This window comes from Allobosea sp. P2_B12 (genome assembly GCF_056404835.1).
This window is the reverse complement of the sequence record NZ_JBFUDG010000001.1, coordinates 534,244-555,615: the sequence shown is the minus strand read 5'-3', so window position 1 is coordinate 555,615 and position 21,372 is coordinate 534,244. Positions and strand designations below refer to the sequence as shown.

At 67.1% G+C, this 21,372-nt stretch carries 16 protein-coding genes; 11 read left to right on the top strand and 5 right to left on the bottom strand.

The features are described 5' to 3' along the window. Positions 1 to 205 precede the first annotated feature (205 nt). The 6 genes from AC1DYU_RS02670 to AC1DYU_RS02645 all read left to right on the top strand — a co-directional run bounded on the left by AC1DYU_RS02670 (position 206) and on the right by AC1DYU_RS02645 (position 7,405). Positions 206 to 1,441 carry a RidA family protein gene (locus AC1DYU_RS02670; RefSeq protein ID WP_476790287.1) on the top strand — a complete coding sequence of 412 codons (1,236 nt, stop codon included), beginning with the start codon at positions 206 to 208 and terminating at the stop codon, positions 1,439 to 1,441. Beyond that, positions 1,438 to 2,109, top strand: a complete 672-nt coding sequence (locus AC1DYU_RS02665) for a DUF1028 domain-containing protein (protein WP_476790286.1) — start codon at positions 1,438 to 1,440, stop codon at positions 2,107 to 2,109. The genes AC1DYU_RS02670 and AC1DYU_RS02665 overlap by 4 nt, the downstream gene beginning before the upstream one ends. A gap of 25 nt (positions 2,110 to 2,134) precedes the next feature. Further along, positions 2,135 to 3,637 carry an ABC transporter substrate-binding protein gene (locus AC1DYU_RS02660; protein WP_476790285.1) on the top strand — a complete coding sequence of 501 codons (1,503 nt, stop codon included), beginning with the start codon at positions 2,135 to 2,137 and terminating at the stop codon, positions 3,635 to 3,637. 78 nt (positions 3,638 to 3,715) lie between these two features. Then, positions 3,716 to 4,672, top strand: a complete 957-nt coding sequence (locus tag AC1DYU_RS02655) for an ABC transporter permease (RefSeq protein WP_476790284.1) — start codon at positions 3,716 to 3,718, stop codon at positions 4,670 to 4,672. After that, a complete protein-coding gene (locus AC1DYU_RS02650; RefSeq protein WP_476790283.1) occupies positions 4,662 to 5,528 on the top strand; it encodes an ABC transporter permease in 867 nt (288 codons plus the stop codon). The genes AC1DYU_RS02655 and AC1DYU_RS02650 overlap by 11 nt, the downstream gene beginning before the upstream one ends. 5 nt (positions 5,529 to 5,533) lie before the next feature. Next, entirely contained in the window at positions 5,534 to 7,405 is a 1,872-nt protein-coding gene (locus AC1DYU_RS02645; protein ID WP_476790282.1) for a dipeptide ABC transporter ATP-binding protein, read from the top strand. Between the two features lie 162 nt (positions 7,406 to 7,567). Here the strand turns inward: AC1DYU_RS02645 and AC1DYU_RS02640 are convergent, their stop codons facing one another. Both AC1DYU_RS02640 and AC1DYU_RS02635 read right to left on the bottom strand, forming a co-directional pair. Next, a complete protein-coding gene (locus tag AC1DYU_RS02640) occupies positions 7,568 to 8,344 on the bottom strand; it encodes an SDR family oxidoreductase (RefSeq protein WP_476790281.1) in 777 nt (258 codons plus the stop codon). A 27-nt stretch (positions 8,345 to 8,371) separates the two neighbouring features. Next, the gene (locus tag AC1DYU_RS02635) at positions 8,372 to 9,127 is read right to left on the bottom strand and encodes a GntR family transcriptional regulator (protein WP_158486035.1); all 756 of its coding nucleotides are present in this window, start codon (positions 9,125 to 9,127) and stop codon (positions 8,372 to 8,374) included. Positions 9,128 to 9,234: 107 nt separating this feature from the next. Between AC1DYU_RS02635 and AC1DYU_RS02630 the strand changes: the two genes are divergently transcribed. From AC1DYU_RS02630 to kce, 5 genes are all read left to right on the top strand, one after another. Then, the gene (locus AC1DYU_RS02630) at positions 9,235 to 10,497 is read left to right on the top strand and encodes an ABC transporter substrate-binding protein (RefSeq protein ID WP_476790280.1); all 1,263 of its coding nucleotides are present in this window, start codon (positions 9,235 to 9,237) and stop codon (positions 10,495 to 10,497) included. 164 nt (positions 10,498 to 10,661) lie between these two features. Next, positions 10,662 to 11,537, top strand: coding sequence for a branched-chain amino acid ABC transporter permease (locus tag AC1DYU_RS02625; protein ID WP_476790279.1), 876 nt, complete (start codon positions 10,662 to 10,664; stop codon positions 11,535 to 11,537). 7 nt (positions 11,538 to 11,544) lie between these two features. Next, positions 11,545 to 14,070 carry a branched-chain amino acid ABC transporter ATP-binding protein/permease gene (locus AC1DYU_RS02620; RefSeq protein ID WP_476790278.1) on the top strand — a complete coding sequence of 842 codons (2,526 nt, stop codon included), beginning with the start codon at positions 11,545 to 11,547 and terminating at the stop codon, positions 14,068 to 14,070. 184 nt (positions 14,071 to 14,254) lie between these two features. Next, entirely contained in the window at positions 14,255 to 15,193 is a 939-nt protein-coding gene (locus AC1DYU_RS02615) for a 3-hydroxyacyl-CoA dehydrogenase (RefSeq protein WP_476790277.1), read from the top strand. A 45-nt stretch (positions 15,194 to 15,238) separates the two neighbouring features. Next, positions 15,239 to 16,171 carry a 3,5-dioxohexanoate:acetyl-CoA acetone transferase gene (gene kce, locus AC1DYU_RS02610; protein ID WP_476790276.1) on the top strand — a complete coding sequence of 311 codons (933 nt, stop codon included), beginning with the start codon at positions 15,239 to 15,241 and terminating at the stop codon, positions 16,169 to 16,171. Here kce and AC1DYU_RS02605 read toward each other — a convergent pair. The 3 genes from AC1DYU_RS02605 to tssH all read right to left on the bottom strand — a co-directional run bounded on the left by AC1DYU_RS02605 (position 16,168) and on the right by tssH (position 21,360). Continuing rightward, the gene (locus tag AC1DYU_RS02605) at positions 16,168 to 17,487 is read right to left on the bottom strand and encodes a peptidoglycan DD-metalloendopeptidase family protein (RefSeq protein ID WP_476790275.1); all 1,320 of its coding nucleotides are present in this window, start codon (positions 17,485 to 17,487) and stop codon (positions 16,168 to 16,170) included. The genes kce and AC1DYU_RS02605 overlap by 4 nt on opposite strands. 147 nt (positions 17,488 to 17,634) lie before the next feature. Continuing rightward, a complete protein-coding gene (locus AC1DYU_RS02600; protein ID WP_158486027.1) occupies positions 17,635 to 18,528 on the bottom strand; it encodes a peptidoglycan-binding domain-containing protein in 894 nt (297 codons plus the stop codon). Between the two features lie 84 nt (positions 18,529 to 18,612). Continuing rightward, positions 18,613 to 21,360, bottom strand: a complete 2,748-nt coding sequence (tssH, locus tag AC1DYU_RS02595; RefSeq protein ID WP_476790274.1) for a type VI secretion system ATPase TssH — start codon at positions 21,358 to 21,360, stop codon at positions 18,613 to 18,615. Positions 21,361 to 21,372 lie beyond the last annotated feature (12 nt).

Here is a 21,372-nt window from a genome sequence, read left to right as displayed (position 1 = left end):
ACCGGAAGCCTATAAGCCGCCTGAATAATGGCGGCTGGATTTTAATTCGATCACCGGCCGGGTTCTGGCCTAGCCTTTCGATCGTATCGTCGATGCTCCCCGCCCATGGCCACTCTTTCGGCCGGCAGGTGCCGTTCTTGCATCGGAGACCTGGCCTGAAGCGCCTCCTCGCCTGACGTCCGAGGCGCGACCTGCGGAGACTGAGTTGAAACGCCTTGCCGTCGCCTCTTCCGCCCTTCCGGGCATCGCCGACATGCCGATCGCGGGCGCCGTTCGCGCCGGCGAGCGCGTCTTCCTCAGCGGTGCATCCGCACTGAAGCCCGACGGCAGCATCGCGGGCGTCGGCGACGCCACGGCCCAGACCCATGCCGCGCTCGACCAGTTCGAAGCCGCGCTGACCGCAGCCGGCGGTTCGCTTGCCAGCCTGACCAAGCTCACCACCTGCATCGTCGACCGCGACTACCGCGCCGCCGTCTATGCCGTGATCGCTCAGCGCCTGCCCGAGGTTCGTGCCGTGAGCACCGGCCTCGTGGTGGCGGGGCTGGCGCTGCCGGAACTGATCGTCCAGATCGATGCCGAGGCCGCGATCCCCAGCGCACCGCCGCGCCATACCCGGCCCTACACTTTCGAGAGCTGGCACGGTCAGGGCTTTCCCTGGCAGGGCGCGATGGTGCTTGCCACCGACGAGGAGTTCTTCCTGCGTGGCCAGACCGGCGCCGGCCTCGATCATACCGGCATCAAGGCCAAAGGACGCGGCGTCGCGGACGCCGCCGCCCAGGCCGATCTCGGCATGGCCAATCTGAAGACGCTACTTGAGGAGGCCGGCGCATCGGTCGAGGATATCTGCAAGATCACGGTCTACATCTCCGACCGCGCCTATCGGCCGGCGGTCTATCCGATGATCGGCAAGCACCTCGCCGGCATCCGCCCGGTCTCGACGGGCATCGTCACCACCGGCTTTGCGCGCGGCGACATCCTGTTCGAGATCGACGTCACGGTCGTGCGCAAGCAGGACGGCAAGCCGCATCAGCGCCTGCGAACCTATCATTCCAGCGCGGCGCGCTACGGCACGGAGCAGCAGCCGCTCGATTGCGAGTTCTGCATGGCCGTGGTCTCGGGCGATCGCATCACCCTGCGCGGCCAGACCGGTATGGGGCTCGACGAGGTGCTCTATGGCCTCAGTGACGCCCGGGTGCAGGCCGAGCAGGCGATGGAGAATGTCGAGACCTTGCTGGCGGAAGCCGGCGCGGCGCTGTCCGATGTCGCCAAGGCGACCGTCTATGTCACCGACCGGGCCTATCTGGCCGAGGTCAACGCGGTCGTTCGTCAGCGTCTGGGCGACAACGCCTGCGCCTTCACCACCGTCATCATGAAGGGCCTCGCCAGCCCCGAATTGCTGATGGAAGTCGACATCGTCGCGATCAAGGCAGGCTCTCGATGACGTTTTCTCTGGCAGGGCGCTGCGCCCGAACCGGCATGCTGGGCGCCGTGGTGACGACCTCGTCGATCGCAGTCGGCTCGCGCTGCCAGCATGCCGCAGCCGGCGTCGGCGCCGCGCTGACCCAGCACATGACTGACCCTCGGCTCGGCCCGCTGATGCTGGACCTGCTCCGGCGCGGCTACAGCGCCCAGCAGGCACTGGACGCAGCGGCGGCCACGACGCCGCGCAGCGACTGGCGCCAGCTTGGCGTGATCGACAAGGCCGGGCGCACCGCCAGCTTCGGCGGCGCCAGCATCAAGCCGGAATTCGCCGAGGTTCACGGCCGCGACTGCGTGGCGCTGGCCAACATCGTGCGTTCCAAAGAGGTGCCGGCCGCGATGGCGCGGGCCTTCGAGGCCGATCCTGCGGCACCTTTGGCGGCGCGCCTGATCGCGGCGCTCAAGGCCGGCGACGAGGCGGGCGGCGAGTTCAAGCCGCTGGTCTCGACCGCGCTCATCGTCGCCCATGAGCAGGCCTTCCCTTATGTCGATCTGCGCGTCGACAGCGATCCAGACCCGATCGCCACGCTCGCCCGGCTCTGGCGCGAATACGAGCCGGTGGCGGAGCCCTATGTCACACGGGCGATAGACCCGGACACGGCGATTGCGAACCGGCAGGCCGACTACTGATCAACCAAAAAACGAGGGGATATCCATGCGACGACTTTTATCCACACTGGCCGTCACAATCGGCCTCTCGACCGCAATTTCGGTCTCGCCCGCCGCCGCACAAGGCACCGTCCGCGTCGCGCTCGGCACGACGCTGAGCCAGCTCGACCCGGCCAAGACCACGATCGGCGACGAGTACGTCTACGTCCACCTCGTCTTCAACGGCCTGTCGCGCATCGACGCCGACATGACGGTGAAGCCCGACCTCGCCGAGAGCTGGACGGCCTCCGCCGACCTCAAGACCTGGACCTTCAAACTGCGCTCCGGCGTCAAGTTCCACCATGGCCGGGTGATGGACGCCGACGACGTCGTCGCCACCATGAAGCGCATTCTCGACCCGGCCACGGGCTCGCGCTCCCGCACCAGCCTGTCGATGGTCGAGGGCGTCGCCGCGACCGACCCGATGACGGTCAAGTTCGACCTCAACATCCCTTATGCCGGCTTCGCCGACATCTTCGCCGACCGCAATCTGCGCATCGTGCCCAAGGACAAGCTCGCCGAACTCTCGACGCAGCCGATCGGCACGGGGCCGTTCATGTTCAAATCCTGGTCGCCCGGCGACCGGCTCGAGCTGGTCAAGAACCCCGATTATTTCGAGGCCGGCTTGCCCAAGCTCGACGGCGTGACGCTGCGCATCGTGCCGGAATCATCGGCGCGCATCGCCGCGCTCGAATCCGGCGCGATCGATATCGTCTGGAGCATGCCCTACGAGTCGGTCGACAAGCTCAAGACCAGCGCCACCGCGCGCGCCGACAGCGTCTCGACCCCGACCTGGGACGGCGTCATCCTGAACAACGACCGGCCGCCCTTCAATGATGTGCGCGTGCGCAAGGCGCTGGCCCTCACGATCGACAAGGAAGCGATCGTCGAGCTGGCGCTGTTTGGCCAGGGCGACCCGACCTTCAGTCCGATCCCTCCCAGCCACCCCTATTTCAACAAGGCGCTGAAATTCGCCCCGCCTGACATCGCGCAGGCCAAGAAGCTGCTGGCCGAGGCCGGCTTCCCCAACGGCTTCGACGTGCCGATGCAGGTTCCCCAGGAGCGCGAGCAGCGCGTGCGCGTCGGCGTCGCGATCCGCGACATGGCCAAGGCCGCTGGCATCCGCATCAATGTCGAGCGGGTGCCCTTCGCCTCCTATTCGGCGAATGTCGCAGGCAAGGCGCAGATGTATGTCGACGGCTACTTCGCCCGGCCGACGATCGATACGGCGATCTACCCATTTTACCATTCGAGCGGCAGCTGGAACAAGCAGCTCTGGCTCTACAAGGACGCCCGCGTCGACCAGCTTCTCGACGACGCCCGCAAGACCAACGACGAGGCCGCCCGCAAGGCGATCTTCGAGAAGTTCCAGGCACTGGTCGAGGAGACCGTGCCGGGAATCATCGCCTACTCGGCCGCCCATGTGAACGGCGTCAGCAAGAAGGTCGAGGGCTTCAAGTCGACCCCGATGCAGTGGCTCGAACTGAAGAGCGTCTCGCTCAAGCCCTGATGCCACGCGTCCGCCCTGCTCGCGTAGCAGGGCGGACACAGGCGGCACACGCTCTCTCGACAGGGGAACCCGGCACCGATGGCCGCTTATATCGCAAGGCGCCTCGTCTTCGTCGTGCTCGTCCTCGTGGCGGTGTCGATGCTGGTCTTCGGCGTCACCACGCTTCTGCCTGCCAACGTCGCCTATCTGATCCTGGGGTCGTTCGCGACGCCCGAGCAGGTGCATGCGCTTGAGCTCAAGCTCGGCCTGACCGACCCGGTCTGGCAGCAATATCTGCGCTGGGCCGGCGGTTTCATCACCGGCAATCTCGGTGAATCCACCCTGATGAACCGCCCCGTCGGGCCGATGCTGCTGGAGGCGATCCAGCGCTCGCTGATGCTGACCGGCGTCTCCTTCGTGCTGATCGCGCTGATCGGCGTGGGCTTAGGGATCGCCGCCGCGCTGCGCCATGGCCGGCCGCTCGACCACAGCATTTCGGTCGCGACCTATCTCGGCATCGCCGTGCCCGAGTTCTTCTGGGCGATCGTCGTCATCATCGTCTTCGCCGCCTGGCTCGGCTGGCTGCCAGCCTCGGGCTATGAGCCGATCTCGGCCGGCGTCTGGGAATGGGCCAAGCACCTGATCGCGCCGACGCTGACGCTGGTCTTCGGCCATCTCGCCCATGTCTCGCGCCTGACGCGCTCCAGCATGATCGAGGTGATGCAGAGCCCCTACATCACCGCCGCCCGCGCCAAGGGCCTGCCCGAGCGCGTCATCGTCCTGCACCACGCCCTGCGCAACGCGCTGCTGCCGACGATCACGGTGCTGGCGCTGGATTTCGGCCGGCTGATGGGCGGCATCGTCGTGATCGAGACCGTCTTCGCCTATCCGGGGCTGGGGCGCCTCGTCGTGTTCTCGATCCAGAACCGCGACCTGCCGACGTTGCAGGCGGCGATCCTCGTGGTGGCGGCGATCTACGCGCTCGCCAACCTGCTGGCAGATTTGCTCTATGCCCGCTTCAACCCCAAGATCAGGTTCGGTCGCAATGTCGCCTGAGCCCACCTCCGCTCCCGCAAGGCCGCCGCGCAAGCCGATGCCGCTCCAGCTCAAGGCGGGGCTCGCCATCACCGGCACCATCCTGCTGCTCGGCCTGCTCGCGCCCTGGATCGCGCCGCATCCCTGGGACACGATCTCGATGCGCACCCGCTTCCTGGCGCCCAACGCGACCTACTGGCTCGGCACCGACGAATATGGCCGCGACGTGCTCAGCCGGCTGCTGATGGGCGCGCGGCTCTCGATCGGCATGGGCGTCGCCGCGACGCTGTTCAGCCTCGCCATCGGCGTGCCGATGGGGCTGGCCGCCGGCTATTTCCGCGGCTGGATCGACGAGGCGCTGATGCGGCTGGCCGATGTGCTGATGGCGATCCCGCCGATCATGCTCGGCCTGCTGGTGCTGGCCGTGACGCCGCCGGCGCTGTGGAAGACGGCACTCGCCGTCGGCTTCGTCTACATCCCGCCGATCGCCCGTCTGGCGCGCAGCGTCACGCTGACGCTCGCCAATGAGGAGTTCATCCAGGCGGCGAAGGCGCGCGCCGAAAGCACCTCCTACATTCTGTTCCGCGAGATCCTGCCCAATGCCTGGCCGCCGCTGATCGTCGAGGCCAGCCTGCGCGTCACCTATGCCATCCTGCTCGGCTCGGCTTTGTCCTTCCTCGGCCTCGGCGCGCAGCCGCCGAGCTCCGACTGGGGGCTGATGATCTCCGAGGCGCGCTCCTTCCTCGACCGCGCGCCCTGGATCGCGCTCGCGCCGGGCTTTGCCATGTGCCTGCTCGTCATCGGCATCAACCTGCTGGGCGACGGCGCCCGCGAACGGCTCGATCCGCGCCTCAAGGCGCGGCTGGGAAAGGCTTGAAAGCCATGCTCGCGATCGACGACCTCACGGTCCGCTACCGAACCGCCGGCGGCGAGATCGAGGCCCTGTCCTCGGTCAGCTTGAAGGCGCGCAAGGGCTCGACGCTGGCGCTCGTCGGCGAATCCGGTTCCGGCAAGAGCACGATCGCGCTCGCCGCCATGGGGCTGCTGCCGGCCGAGGCGATGGTGCCGTCGGGGCGCATCCTGTTCGACGGCGCCGACATCCTGACCATGAACGCCGAGGCGCGCCGGCAATTGCGCGGCTCGCGCATCGGCCTCGTCTTCCAGGACCCGTTCTCGGTGCTGAACCCGTCGTTGCGGATCGGCGACCAGGTCGGCGAGGGTCTTGTCCATCATCGCGGATATACGCCGGAGCGCGCCTTCACGCGGGCGATCGAACTGCTCGACGAGGTCGGCATCGTCAAGCCGGAGGCCGTCGCCAAGGCCTATCCGCATGAATTGTCGGGCGGCATGCGCCAGCGCGCGCTGATCGCGGGTGCGCTCGCCTCCGAGCCCGAACTCCTGATCCTCGATGAGCCGACGACGGCGCTCGACGTCACCATCGAGGCGCAGATCCTCGATTTGCTCGAGGATCTCAGGGTCCGGCGCGGGCTGACGATGGTGTTCATCAGCCATAATCTCGGCGTGGTCCGGCGGATCGCCGACGAGGTCGCGGTGCTCTACGCCGGGCAGATCGTCGAACAGGGTGCGACGGAGGAGGTGCTGCAGCGCCCGGTGCACCCCTATACCAAGGGGCTGCTGGCCGCGATTCCGCGCATCGGCCGCAGGATGGGCCGGCTCGCCGCGATCTCCGGGCGCCTGCCCGATCTGCGCAATCCGCCCACCGGCTGCCGCTTCGCGCCGCGCTGCCCGTTCGCAACTGATGACAGCGTCAATCCGCAGAGCCTGCTTGCGGTGGGCGATCGGATGGTCCGCTGCAGTTCGGCGGCGGCGCTGCGCGACACGTCATGGCCTGTGCAGGAGGAGGCGGTCGTCGCCGCGACGGCCGACCGCTCCGCGTCTGAACCCGTCGTCGAAGTCGAGGACCTGACCAAGAGCTTCGTGCTCAGCCGGGGTGCACTGCGCTGGGAGGGCTGGCGTCCGGTGCGGGACGCGGTCAGCATCACGCCGGTCGACGCGATCTCGCTGACGGTCGCGCCAGGAGAGGTCGTCGGTCTGGTTGGGGAATCCGGCTCGGGCAAAACCACGCTCGGGCGGACCATCCTGCGGCTAATCGAGGCCGATTCCGGCTTGATCCGCATCGCCGGTGAGACCGTCTCGGACAAGCCGCAAAGCGCGCTGGAGGCGATGCGGCGCACGGCGCAGATCGTCTTCCAGAACCCGGATTCTTCGCTCAACCCGCGCAAGACCATCCGCGAGCTGCTCGGACGGCCGATCGCGCGCTTCGGGCTGTCGCCCAAGGCCGAGATCCCCGCGCAGGTCGATGCCCTGCTCGACCTGGTCCGCCTGCCAGCCCATTACGCCGACCGCTACGCTCACCAGATGAGCGGCGGCGAGAAGCAGCGCGTCGGCATCGCCCGCGCGCTGGCGACGCAGCCGAAATTCATCGTCTGCGACGAGCCGGTCTCGGCGCTCGACGTCTCCGTGCAGGCGGCGATCGTCAACCTGCTCGCCGATCTGCGCGACCGGCTCGGCGTCGCCTATCTCTTCATCTCGCACGATATCTCGGTGGTCGCGCATCTCGCCGACCGGGTCGCCGTGATGCATCACGGCAAGATGGTCGAGATCGGCCCGGCCGAGCAGATCATGAACGCGCCCAGCCATCCCTATACGATCAAGCTGCTTTCGGCCGTGCCAAGGGTCGATGGCCCGGCGCTGGCACGGCGCGAGGTTGTCGCCGCCGATGGTCTGGCCTGAGCCGGATTGACTGATGGACTTCGGACATTCCCTTGAGCCCTCATCCTGAGGAGCGATCCGCTAGGATCGCGTCTCGAAGGATGGTCCAGTGGTCTCCAGAGCCTCCTGAAGCATCCTTCGAGACGCCGCTGCGCGGCTCCTCAGGATGAGGGCTGAATTATCTCACGCCAGCATGCGCGTGTCGCCGCAGACCGAGATCTCCTGGCCCGAGATCGTCTTGGCGAAGGGCGAGGCGAGGAAGACGATCTGCCTGGCGATGTCGGCTGGATCGACGAACTGCTTGATCGAGACGCCGGCGAACAGGCGCGCCGTCATCTCCTCATGCGAGACGTTGAAGCTGCGCGCCTTGTTGGCGATGACGCTCTGGATGCGCGGCCCCTCGACGAGGCCGGGGCAGATCGCGTTGGCACGGATGCCAAATTCGCCGAGTTCGGCCGAAAGCGCCTTGGTGAAGCCGATCACGCCCCATTTTGCTGCCGCATAGGGCGAGCGCAGCGGAAAGCCGTGCTTGCCGGCCTGGCTCGACAGATTGATGATCGAGGCGTTCTGCGACTGCTTGAGATGCTGCACGGCAAGCCGCGCGCAGTTGAACTGCCCGGTCAGGTCGATGGCGACGCAGGAATCCCAGTCGGCCGGATCGATCTCGTCGACGCGTCCGGTCGGGCCGGCGATGCCGGCATTGTTGACCAGGCAATCGAGCCCGCCAAGGGCGGCTAGCGCTTCGTCTATCAAGCGGCCGACCGCGGCACGATCGGAGACGTCGCAGACCGACTGAGTCATCGCCGGATCGCTTTGCGCCATCTCCGCCAGCGCGGCGCGGTCGACGTCGCAGATATGGACCTTCGCCCCCTCCGCCGCGAAGGCGCGCGCCGTGGCGCGGCCGATGCCGTTGGCGCCGGCCGTCACCAGCACGCGCAAGCCCTTGATCTGCAAATCCATCCTGACGTCTCCCTGTCGCGATTATCTTCAGGCGCTGAGCTGGCCCGTATCCTCGATATGCGCGGCCGCTGCCGTGATGTCGTCTTCGAGCGCGGCGCGCGCGGCGGCGGCGTCCTGTCGTCGCAAGGCTTCCAGCAGGCGTCCATGCGCCTGCATGGCACTGCCGCCCTCTAGGCGGCGCGGCTCGTGACGCATGTCGAGATTGAGAATTGGACCGGCCTTGAGCCAAAGCCGCTCGATCATCTCGATCAGGCTCGGCATGCCGGCGGCCTCATAAAGCGCAAAATGCAGGTCGCGATTAGCCGCCACCGCCCCGGCGCTGTCAGGCGGATCGGCACTCGCCGCCTTGCGGAAGGCCGCGTCATGGGCGGCGATCCGCGCGACATCCTGAGGCGTCGCCTTGCGCGCTGCCTCTTCGGCGGCAAAGCCCTCGACGACCAGCCGCAGCCGGGTCAACTCGCGGAACTGCTCCAGCGAGAGCACGGGGACGCGCACCGCCCTGCCCGGCAGCACCTCGAGCGCACGGTCGGCGGCGAGTCGGCTGACGGCCTCCCGCACCGGCATCATCGAGACGCCCAGCGCCTCGGCCACGCGGCGCAGCGAGAGCTTCTCGCCCGGCGCGAGACGGCCCGCCACCAGCAGGGCCCGCAGCTCGCCGGTAACCCGTTCGCCGAGCGTCTCGCGCTGAAGCGCACCAATCTCGTCGAGGGCCGAGCCGTCATGGTCCGCTGCGACGGCGGGCTTCTCGAAGGCTGCCGGCAAGGGCTGGACAGGGGCGATCATGTCTGCCAACCTAACTGTGATCACAGATCACGACAAGCGGCTTCAGACCGCAGACCACAATCAGCCGACGCGGAAACGGCGCGGCACTCGTTCTGGGAGGAACGTCCATGTCAGACCTGTTGAAGACGACCCGACTCTCGCGCCGGCAGGCGCTCGTCGGGCTCGGTGCCGGTGCCACGACCGGGCTCATCGCAAGTCCCTCGCTGATCCTGGCGCAGACGCAAGACGCGATCCGCTTCGGCCATTTGACGCCGCGGACCGGCTTCCTCGGCCCGCTGGGCGAATATGGCGTGATGGCAGTCGATCTCGCGGTCGAGGAGATCAATACGGCCGGCGGGGTCAACGGCCGCAAGCTCGAAGCGCTGAAGGAGGATTCGGTCAATCCGCAGACCGCCTCGACCAAGGCCGAGCGTATGATCGAGCGCGACAAGGTCGCCTGCATCCTCGGCGAGATTTCCTCGGCCTCCTGCCTGACGATCTCGCAGGTCGCGGCGCGCAACAAGACGCTGTTCGTCAACACCGGCGGCAATTCGGACGCTCTGCGCGGTGAGAGTTGCAACCGCTACATGTTCCATGTCGAGCACCAGAACTCGATGTATGTGAAAAGCACCGGCCGTTCGCTGATGGCGCAGGGCTTGGTCAAGGGCAAGAAGTGGTTCTCGCTGACGGCCGACTACGCCTTCGGGCATGATTTGAGCAAGGTCGCGAAGCGCTTCATGGAAGCCAATGGCGGCCAGTTTGCCGCCGACAAGCTGGTGCCGACCGACGCGACCGATTTCTCGGCGCTGCTGCTCGAAATCCGCGCCGCCAAGCCCGACCTCGTGATCTCGAACCTCGCCGGCAACCAGATCACCAACTTCCTCAAGCAGTATTCGGAGTTCGGCCTGACCTTCCCGGTCGCAGGCTTCGGCTTCGACACGGCACTGGCCTGGGCCGCCGGCAAGGACAATTTCGGCGGCATCTGGCCCTGCGTCTGGCACCACCTGATCGACACCCCCGGCACCAAGGCCTTCGTGGCAGCCTTCACCAAGAAATACGGCAAGCCCCCCGAAAACCAGGCCTGGGGCGACTACATGGCCGTGAAGATCATGGCGCAGTCGATGAACGAGCTGAAATCGACCGAGACCGCCAAGATCCTGGCGCATTGGGAGAAGGGCGCGAAGTTCGACGTGCTCAAGGGCCGCGAGGGCTATTTCCGCGCTTCCGACCACCAGCTCATCAGCGAGATGTACACGATCACCGCCCTGCCCGCAGCGCAGGTCAAGAACCAGTGGGACCTGTTCACCTCGTCGCCGCCGGTGCCTGGCCCGAGCGAGGACATGGAGGTCATCGCCACCAGCGGCGACGAGGCGGTCTGCAAGATGAGTTGAGGCCTATCCGTCATTCTCGGGCGGCGCGCAGCGCCGACCCGAGAATCTCAGGACAAGAAGACGCCGCCCGGCGCTCTCCTTCGGCCTGAGATGCTCGGGTCAAGCCCGAGCATGACGGCGCTGCCTGTCCCGCCATCCCCCGCGCATCCACAAAGGCTCCCCCTTTGCTCACCCTTTTCATCCAGCAGGTGCTGAACGGACTGCTCGACGGGGTCTATTACCTCCTGATCGCGCTCGGCCTGTCGCTGATCTTTTCGCTGGGCGGCATCGTCAACCTGGCGCATGGCGCCTTCTATGCGATCGGCGCCTATCTCACGATCGTGCTGGCGCCCCATATCGGCTTCGGCGGGGCGATGGTGGCCTCGCCCCTGCTGGTCGCGCTGATCGGCATCATCATCGAGCGCGGGCTCTTTCAGCGGTTCTATAGATCCGATCCAATTCTGTCGCTGCTGCTGACCTTCGGGCTCGCCATGGTGGCGGAGCAGTCGCTGCGGATGATTTTCGGGGCGCCGCCACTCTCCTTCTCGATCCCGCCGGCGCTTCGCGGCCAGATCTTCATCGGCGACTTCATCTATTCGCGCTACCGGGCGATGCTGTTGCTGATTGCCGCGGGATGCGTGCTTGGCCTGTGGTTCCTGCTCCAGCGCACCGCCTTTGGCCGCGTCGTGCGGGCGGGCGTGCAGAACCCCGACATGGTCGGCGCGCTCGGCATCTCCCTGCAGCCCTACATGGTCGCGGTAGCCGGTATCGGCATTGGGCTGGCAGGGCTGGCCGGCGTGCTGCTGGCGCCGATCTATTCGATCCATCCGGCCATGGGCCAGGAGATCATCACACCCGCCTTCGTCGTGGTCGTCATCGGCGGCCTCGGCTCGTTCTGGGGCGTGGTGGTGGCGGCGTTGATGGTCGGGTTGGTCAAGGGCATCACCATCGGGCTCGGCTACACGCAGTGGTCGACCGCCGTGATCTACCTGATGATGCTTCTCGTCCTGCTGTTCAGGCCGCGCGGCCTGTTCGGCGAACGCATCCAGCGCTTCGAGTGAGGATGCGATGACAGCCACCCAGCGCGACCACGCGCCTCTCCTCATCGCAGCCGCCGGGCTCCTGGCCCTGCCCTTCCTGATGCATCTCATCGGGCTCGGCACGACCTCGGCGACCGAGATCGTCGTCTTCGCCATCGCCTGCATGGCGCTGAACATCCTCGTCGGCACGACGGGACTGGTGTCCTTCGGCCATGGCGCCTGGTTCGGACTCGCGGCCTATGCGGCCGGCCTGATCCAGCGCAACTGGCTGCCCGGCCAGTTCGCCCTGCCGATCCTGCTCGCGATGCTGTTCGTCGGCCTGATCGCCTTTGCGTTTGGGGCGCTGATCCTGCGCCGCAAGGGCGTCTATTTCTCGCTGCTGACGCTGGCGCTGGCGGCGATGACCTATTCCGTCGCCTTCCGCTGGACGGCCCTGACCGGCGGCGAGGACGGGCTCGGCGGCATCAAGCGGCCGCTGTTCCTCGGCATCGATTTCGAGCAGGCCTCGAATTTCTACGTTCTCGTCGCCGTCCTCGGCATGGCGGTCGTCTACGGGCTCTGGCGCTTCCATCGCTCGCCGGTCGGCACGGTGCTGGTCGCGATCCGCGAGAACGAGCAGCGCGCCCGCTTCCTCGGTTACGCCACCGACCGCTACAAGCTGATCGCCTTCACGCTCTCGGCTGCGCTGACCGGGCTTGCCGGCTCGCTCCTGCTGTTCAACAACCGCATGACCTCGGCCGAGCCCATCTCGGTCGCCTTCTCCGGCGAATTGCTGGCGATGGTCGTGATCGGCGGGATGCGCTCCTTCCTGGGGCCGGCGCTGGGCGCGCTCTTCTTCGTGATCTTCCGCGACTATCTCTCCAGCATCACGCCGAACTGGCTGTTCTGGTTCGGCCTGCTCTTCGTCAGCTTCATCGTGTTCTCGCCGACCGGCCTCGTCGGCTTCGGCGAACGCATGCTGCGACCTTTCCGCAAGCAGGCGGCCGGCGATGCCGCGATGTCCGAACGCAAGGCGGGAAGCGTCACCCTGCCCGCCTTCATGAAGCCCAGCGACGCGGGAGACGGCCCGATCCTGACGGCAAAGGGGCTCGCCAAGAGCTTCGGCGGCATCAAGGCGGTCGAGGGCGTCGACATCACGATCGCCGACCGAAAGCTGCATGCGCTGATCGGCCCCAACGGCGCCGGCAAGACCACGGCGTTCAACCTGATCTCCGGGCTGTTCCCGCCCGATCGAGGTACGGTGCATCTGCGCGACCGCCAGATCGGCGGGATGTCACCGGAGGCGATCACCCAGGCCGGCATTGGGCGCGCCTTCCAGATCACCAATCTGTTCCCGACGCTCACGGTCGAGGAGAATGTGCGACTGGCGGTCCAGGCCCGCGCCGACGCACGCTTCGATTTCTGGCGCCCGGCCGGCGCGCTGGCCGAGGTCAACGCGCAGACCACCACCGTGATCGACACGATGGGCCTGCGCGGCATCGAGACGGCGGAAGCCGGCTCGCTCAGCTATGGCGGCCAGCGCCTGCTCGACATGAGCCTCGCGCTTGCGACCAAGCCGCGCGTTCTGCTGCTCGACGAGCCGCTGGCCGGCCTTGCAGCGGCCGAGCGCGAGCGCGTCGGCAACCTGATCAAGTCGATCTCGACAGACCTGCCGGTGCTGCTGGTCGAGCACGACATCGACCGCGTCTTCGCCATCGCCGACCATGTCACGGTGATGAACGAGGGCTCTGTTCTGGTCGACGGCACCGTCGAGGATGCGCGCTCGTCGCCGCGCGTGCAGGAGATCTATATCGGCTCGGGCGCCCATGCGCTGGCTGAGAAGCCGCGCCAAAGCGCAGCCAAAGAGAGCGTTCTGCTCGGCCTCGACAAGGTCGATACCTTCTACGGCAAGAGCCACATCCTGCGGCAGGTGACGCTCGACGTCCACGACAACGAGATCGTCGCGCTGCTCGGCCGCAACGGCGCGGGCAAATCGACCCTGCTCAAGACGATCACCGGCATCGCCCCGCCCGCCAGCGGCAGCGTCACACTCGCCGGCAGCGACATTGCGGGCCAGCCGCCCGCCGCGATCGCCCGCGCCGGCATCGCCTATGTGCCGCAGGGCCGCGGTCTCTTCGCCGGCATGAGCGTCAAGGACAACATGGAACTCGGCCGGCTCAAGCGCGTCACCGGCAACGGCACGCATTGGGAGGACGACAAGATCTTCGCCTTCTTCCCGCGCATCAAGCAGCGCTGGCATTCGCCCGCCGACTACCTGTCGGGCGGCGAGCAGCAGATGGTGGCGGTGGCGCGCGCGCTTTCCGGCGACACCCGCGTGTTGCTGCTGGACGAACCGTTCGAGGGTCTCGCGCCCGCCGTCGTCGAGGAATTGTTCGAGGCCTTCGACAAGCTGCGGCAGGAAATCGCCATCGTGATCGTCGACCACCATCTCGACCTGGCTCTGGCGCTGTCGGACCGGACCGTCGTGCTGGAGCGCGGCAGCGTCGTCCATACCGGCCCGTCGCGCGCGCTGAGCCAGGATCTGGCGCTCAGGCGGCAAGTGTTGTGGCTGTGATCGTCGAATCTGCTCCAATCCGGCGCTTTTTGCGCCGTCATCCCGGACAAGCCGCGCAGCGGCGCCGATCCGGGATCCATTCCGGAGCGCGGCCGAGAGAGGTTCCGGCATGGATCCCGGGTCTCCGCTTCGCTCCGCCCGGAATGACGGCGCGTTCGTGTCCACTGTTTCAGGATCTCCCCGCATGACCACAATCGCCATCGTCGGCTCTGGCTTGATCGGCCGCGCCTGGGCCACCGTCTTCGCCAGCCATGGCTTCGCGGTCGCTCTGCATGACGTCGCGCCCGGCGCAGCCGAAGCAGCGCGCGTCCATATCGGAACCAATCTCGATGAACTTGCCGGGCATGGCCTCGTCGATGACCCCAAGGGCTCGCTCGCCCGCATCCGTGTCGCCGCCGATCTCGCCGATGTGCTGAAAGGCGCGGACCTCGTCCAGGAGAACGGGCCGGAGACCGTCGAGGCCAAGCAGAAGCTGTTTACGGAGATGGATGCGCTGGCTGCGCCCTCCACCATCCTGGCCTCCTCGACCTCCTTCATCATGGCCTCCGTCTTCAGCGAGGCGCTGGCGGGGCGGGCCCGCTGCCTCGTCGCGCATCCCGTGAACCCGCCGCATCTCGTGCCGATCGTTGAGCTCGCGCCCGCGCCCTGGACCGATCCGGCCGTAGTCGAGCGGGCGACGGCGATCTACGAGCAGGCCGGACAGGTCGCGATCACACTACGCAAGGAGAAGCCGGGCTTCGTGCTGAACCGGCTGCAGGCCGTGCTGCTGGCCGAGGCCTTCCGGCTCGTCGGCGAGGGCGTCGCCAGCGCGGAGGACGTCGACAAGACGATCCGCGACGGGCTCGGCCTGCGCTGGTCCTTCATGGGGCCGTTCGAGACGATCGAGCTCAACGCGCCCGGCGGCATTCCAGACTACTGCGCCCGCTACGGCGCCTCGCTCACCCGCATGGTGGCCGACAGCGCCGGCGGGGATCCCTTCGGCCCGGAGACGGTCGCGACCGTGATGAGCGAGTGGCCGGGCACGCAATCGGCCGATCGCGTCAAGCGCCTCAGCGACTGGCGCGACACGCGGCTTGCGGCTCTGCAGGCGCATAAGCGCAGCTCGCAACGCAAACCCGGCTGAGACCGGTCGTTCGATTCAAAATCAAGCCTGAAAGGACACCACGCCATGGCGAAGAACCGCAAAGTCATCATTACCTGCGCGGTCACCGGCGCGATCCACACGCCGTCGATGTCGCCGCATCTGCCGGTGACGGCCGACGAGATCATCGACGCGGCGGTCGGCGCGGCCGAAGCAGGCGCGGCGCTGGTCCATGTCCATGCCCGCAACCCGAAGACCGGCCAGCCCGACCAGTCGCCCGAGGCCTTCGAGCCTTTCCTGAAGGTGATCAAGCAGCGCAGCAACTGCGTCATCAACATCACCACCGGCGGCGCGCCGACCATGGGCGTCGCGGAGCGGCTCGGTCCCTGCGCGCATTTCAAGCCGGAGGTCGCCTCGCTCAACATGGGCTCGATGAATTTCGGGCTCTACCCGATGCTCGCCCGGTTCAAGGACTTCAAGCACGATTGGGAGCGGCCCTATCTCGAAGGCTCGAAGGACCGGATTTTCAAGAACACCTTCCAGGACATCGAGAACATCCTGACCACCTGTGCCGAGAACAACACGCGCTTCGAGATCGAGTGCTACGACATCGGCCATCTCTACACGCTCGCCCATTTCGTCGATCGCGGGCTGGTGAAGCCGCCGTTCTTCGTCCAGTCGGTCTTCGGCATCCTCGGCGGCATCGGGCCGCATCCTGAGGACGTCATCCACATGAAGCGCACGGCCGACCGGCTCTTCGGCGACCAGTATCAGTGGTCGGTGCTCGGGGCCGGCCGCCACCAGTTGCCGATCGCCGCCATGGCTGTCTCGATGGGCGGCAATCTGCGCGTCGGACTGGAAGACTCGCTCTGGCTCGGGCCGGGACAGTTCGCCAAGTCGAACGCCGATCAGGTCAGGGCCGCGCGGATGATCATCGAAGGGCTGGGGCTCGAGGTCGCGACACCTGACGACGCCCGCGAGGTCCTGCAGCTCAAGGGCGCCGACAAGGTGAATTTCTAGCGCACACCCGCCGGCAACGACGGCTGCGACAGCCGATTGCCGATCTCGATGAATTTCAGCGGGTTGCTCGCCTCGCCCGCCAGCCGCGTCTCGTAATGCAGATGCGGGCCCGTCGAGCGCCCTGTCGAGCCGAGCCGGCCGACGACGGCGCCGGGCGGTACGATCTGGTCGGCTTTCACATCGAAGGCGCTGAGATGGGCGTAGCGGCTGGTGACGCCATTGCCATGGTCGATCTCGACCATATTGCCATAGCCGCCGGCGACCTCGGCGCGTAGCACCTTGCCGGCACCCGCGGCGCGCACCGGCGTGCCGGTCTCGCCACGGAAATCCATGCCGGCATGCATGGTGGCGGCGCCGGTGAACGGGTCAGTGCGCATGCCGTAATTGCTGGTCGTATTGTCGTCGCTGTCGAGCGGACGCCGCAGCGGCACGATGTTGGCGAGATCGCGCCAGCGGCCGAAAGTGGCCTGCCCGTCGCCCAGCTGCACGATCCTGTGCTCGAAGCTGCCCGGCCGCATCGTGACCGACAGCGGCACCAGCGCGCCGCCCATGGCCTGGCGCGCCGGCGGCAGCCTGACCTTGGCGATGTCGAGCCCGAGATCGGTCAGCGAGGCCTTGATCTCCTGCACCCGGCCGACGAGCCGCAGGCCCAGTGCCGAAACCTGCTGGCCCTGCGCGAGATCGACGCGATCGAGCGAGCGTTGCAGCACCGCGACGCGCTGCGCCAGTGGCAGGGGGTCCTCGGCCTGCAGTGCGGCGGCGATCTGGCGCTTCTGCGGGGCGACCACCGCCGGGTTAATACGTTCGAGGATGTTGCCCTGGAACGGGTCGTTGGCGGCAAAGCCCGTCGCTCCGCCCGGAGCCTGCGCGCCATTGCCCGGCAGAACCGGCGCGACCGCCTGGCCGGTCAGGGTGCCGAGCAGGTTCTGGCGGGCTTCGAGCTCGATCTGGCGCGCGATCAGGTCAGCGAGCTGATCGTCCCCACCGCCCTCCTTGGCAACTGCACCCGGCGCGCGCTGGGTCGCGATCGAGGAGACGAGGCGGCGCGTCAACGCCCGCATCTTCTCGTCATAGCTCGCCTGCAGAACCTGCTGCTCCTGCTGCAGCGTCGCGACGGTCGCCTTTTCCTGGAACAGCAGCCAAGTTGCCGTCGCGCCCCAGGCAAGGCCCAGGAACACCAGAAGGATGAGGGCGCCCTGAACAAGGCGCGGCAGACCACCCCGGCGCGGCCTGCGCCTTGGTCTGTCGCCAAACTGTGGCGCATCCGGTTCGCTCGGCCCGGCACCACCGCGATTCTTAAGGCGAACGGGTTGCATGGCCTGGCCCTCCTTCCGCCGCGAACCCGCCAGCGCATTCCGCCTTTAGAGCGTTTTCGAGCGAAATGAATACCGGTTCGCGTGAAGACAACGCGTTGAAACAAAACCTTGGAGCCATTGAACGATCCACCTGGATCGGACATTGCTCTAGGGAAGCTTGTGGACCAGCTTGCTGGCGAAGACGCGGTTCAGTTGCGCGACGCTCAGAAACGCCGGGTTGCCGGTGCAGACCGGCGCGCTGCACATCAGGTTGGCGTCTTCGTCGACATGGACCGGTGCGAAGCTGGAGCCCAGCAGCACATGACAGACCTCATGCGCCATGGTCGTCTTGTCGATGGCGCTGGCGGCGATCATCACGGCCGGGCGCGTCGGCTCATGCCCGGCGCAGCCCTGCAGCGTCGTATTCTTTTTCGTGTTCGTCCGCAGCACCGTGGCAAAATAAACCGTGACGTCATTGGGGCCGACGCCCTGCTTGCTGCCGGCATTCTGCAGCAGCTTCTGCTCGTCGGAGACCTGGTCCCACTTGCAGGCGCCGTCTATGATTTCCAGCGTCAAGGTCTCGCCGGGCGTCAGCCCGACGCTCTGGCCGGTCAGCACGTCGATGCGAATGAAGTACTGCGCGAAGACGTCCTCCATCACCTTGAGCTGGGTGAATTCGGGCACCGTCGGGTTGTCGATCGAACGCATATGGACATTGATCTTGTGCGTCATCTTCGCAGGCGGTAGCGGCTTCGGCGGCGGCCCGTTCGTCGGCAGCAGCTCGTCGAGCTTCTCCAACGTCTCGCGCCCGATCACGCCGTCGCGCGACAGCCCGGTTCGCGCCTGGAACTGCCAGACCCGGCTTTCGGTCTCGCCGCCGAAGACGCCGTCCGCCTTGCCGCTCTTCTTGGTGCTGACCGCCATGCCGAGGCCGAGATCGATGAAGGCCTGCTGGACGAGGGCCACATGCTGGCCGCTGGAGCCGCGCTGGATCGGCGGTGAATTTTTGGCGGCCTGCTGCAGCCGCTGATTGGAGGCGAAACGCGTCGATTTCAGTGCCATGTCAGGCCCTCCTGCCCTGTGGGTTGCGCGGTGATATCGGTAGCTGCGGCCACTCCATGCAGTCTTCGTCGGCGAAATCGGCGCTCACGCGCAGTGATACCGGAACTCCCCGTCCGCGACCGAGACCGTCGCCTCGGTAAGCGGCTTCTTCTCCAGCTGCAGCTTCAGGATCGCGCGCGACAGCGCCGGCAGCATCGAGTTGGTGACGATGTTGTCGATCATGCGGCCGCCGGAATCCGGGTCGTTGCATTGGGCCACGATGTGCTCGACGACCGCGTCGTCATAGACGAAGGCCGCAGCATGATTGTCGCGGATGCGCTTGCCGATGCGGCCGAGCTGGAGCCTGACGATCCCGCCCAGCATGTCGGGCGAGAGCGGATAGTAGGGAATCGTGACCAGGCGGCCGATCAGCGCCGGAGGGAAGACCTTGAGCAGCGCCGGCCGCAGCGCCACCGCCATCGCCTCGGGGTCGGCGCGCTCGGCGGGGTTGGCCGCCATCCGCATGATCTCGTCGGTCCCGACATTCGAGGTCAGGATGATCAGCGTGTTCTTGAAGTCGATGCGCCGGCCGGTGCCGTCCTCCATCACGCCCTTGTCGAAGACCTGGAAGAACAGCTCGTGGACGTCGGGATGGGCCTTCTCGACCTCGTCGAGCAGCACGACCGAATAGGGCTTGCGCCGCACCGCCTCGGTCAGCCGCCCGCCCTCGCCATAGCCGACATAGCCGGGAGGCGCGCCCTTCAGCGTCGAGACGGTATGCGCCTCCTGGAACTCGCTCATATTGATGGTGATGACGTTCTGCTCGCCGCCATAGAGCTGCTCGGCGAGCGCCAGCGCCGTCTCGGTCTTGCCGACGCCGGACGGGCCGCAGAGCATGAACACGCCGATCGGCTTGTTGGGGTTGTCGAGCTTGGCGCGGTTGGTCTCGATTCGCTTGGCGATCATCTGGAGCCCGTGATCCTGGCCGACGACGCGCTTGTTCAGCGTCTCGGCGAGCTTGAGCACGGTCTCGATCTCGTCGGCGACCATGCGGCCGACCGGGATGCCGGTCCAGTCCGACACGACCGAGGCGACCGACTGCTCGTCGACATGGGCGTAGATCATGCGCTGCGCCGGATCGATCCCGCCGAGCGTCGCGAATTTCTCGGCAAGCGTGATACGTGCGGCAGCGGGATCGACCGTCGGCGCCGGCTCGGCCACCGGTGTCGCGATCTCGGGGGCAGCCTCCCCGGCATCGCCGGCCGCGACCTCGCGGGCGACATCCGCCTTGGGATCGGCGACAGGCTCCGGCGGCTTCTCGCCGAGCTGCACGCGCAGCGCCTTGATCTCCTCGACGATCGCGAGTTCGCTCGCCCAGGCGTTTTCGAGATCGGACAGCTTGTCCATGCGCTCGGCGATCTCGACATCGATCTCAGCCAGCCGCTTGGAGGTCTCGCCGCCGAGATCCTGGTCTGAGGTCAGTGCCGCCTTCTCCTGCTCCAGCGCCGAAATGCCGACACGGGCATCCTCGATAGCCGCGGGCGTGGCGGTCTGGCTGATCGCGACGCGAGCGCAGGCCGTGTCGAGCAGGCTCACTGCCTTGTCGGGAAGCTGGCGAGCGGGGATGTAGCGATGCGAGAGGTGCACGGCGGCCACGATCGCGGCATCGGAGATGCGGACCTTGTGGTGCTTCTCCATCGGGCCGATAAGACCGCGCAGCATGGTGCAGCAGCGCGCCACATCGGGCTCGTCGACCTGAACCGGCTGGAAGCGCCGGGTCAGGGCGGGATCCTTCTCGAAATACTGGCGGTATTCCGACCATGTCGTCGCCGCGATCGTGCGTAGCGTGCCGCGCGCCAAGGCGGGCTTCAGCAGGTTGGCGGCATCGCCCGTGCCGGCGGCACCGCCGGCGCCGATCAGCGTATGCGCCTCGTCGATGAACAGGATCACCGGGGTCGGCGAGGACTGGACCTCGTCGATGACCGAGCGCAGGCGCTGCTCGAACTCGCCCTTCATCGAGGCGCCGGCCTGCATCAGGCCGATGTCGAGAGCGACGACCCGGACGCCCTTCAGCGGCGGCGGCACGTCGCCGGCCGCGACGCGCTGGGCAAAACCCTCGGCGATGGCGGTCTTGCCGACGCCGGCCTCGCCGGTCAGGATCGGGTTATTCTGGCGCCGCCGCATCAGCACGTCGATGACCTGGCGAATCTCGTCGTCGCGGCCCAGGATCGGGTCCATCGTGCCCGAGCGCGCCTTGACGGTCAGATCCTGCGAGAAACGGTCGAGCGCGGTGGTGCCTTTGGCCCCCTCGGCCTGCTCGGCGCCCGGCGTGCCCGCGGCGCGCAGCCCCGAACCGTCCATCGGCCGCAGGTTCTCTTCTTCCGACCCTTCCCAGATCTTGGCATGGCCGGCGGCAAGCTCCTCGACCGGGATCTTGCCGAACTCCTTCGAGATCCCCGTCAGCGCCCGGCGCAGCTCCAGCGATTTCAGCGCCGCGACCAGGACATGGCCGGTCCTGATCTGCGTCTCCCCGAAGAACAGCGTCGCGTAATGCCAGCCGCGATCGAGCAGATCGACGATGTTGTTGGCGACGCCGGGCATCTCCGTCTCGTTCTTGCGGAAGCCTTCGATCACCCCGCCGATGTCGGTGGCGAGCCGCGCCATGTCGAGACCGTAATGCTGCGCCGTTAGGCCGATATCGGTCGAGCGCCGCTGCAGGATCTGGGCGAGCCAGTGTGCGAGCTCGACATTGCGGTTGCCGGCGCCCTTGGCCTGGCGCAGCGACTGGATGAAGGCCTCATAGCCGACCCGGTTGAGCTTGCCTGTGACGGCTTCGAGACTGATGTCGGCCATGATGGTCCCCCT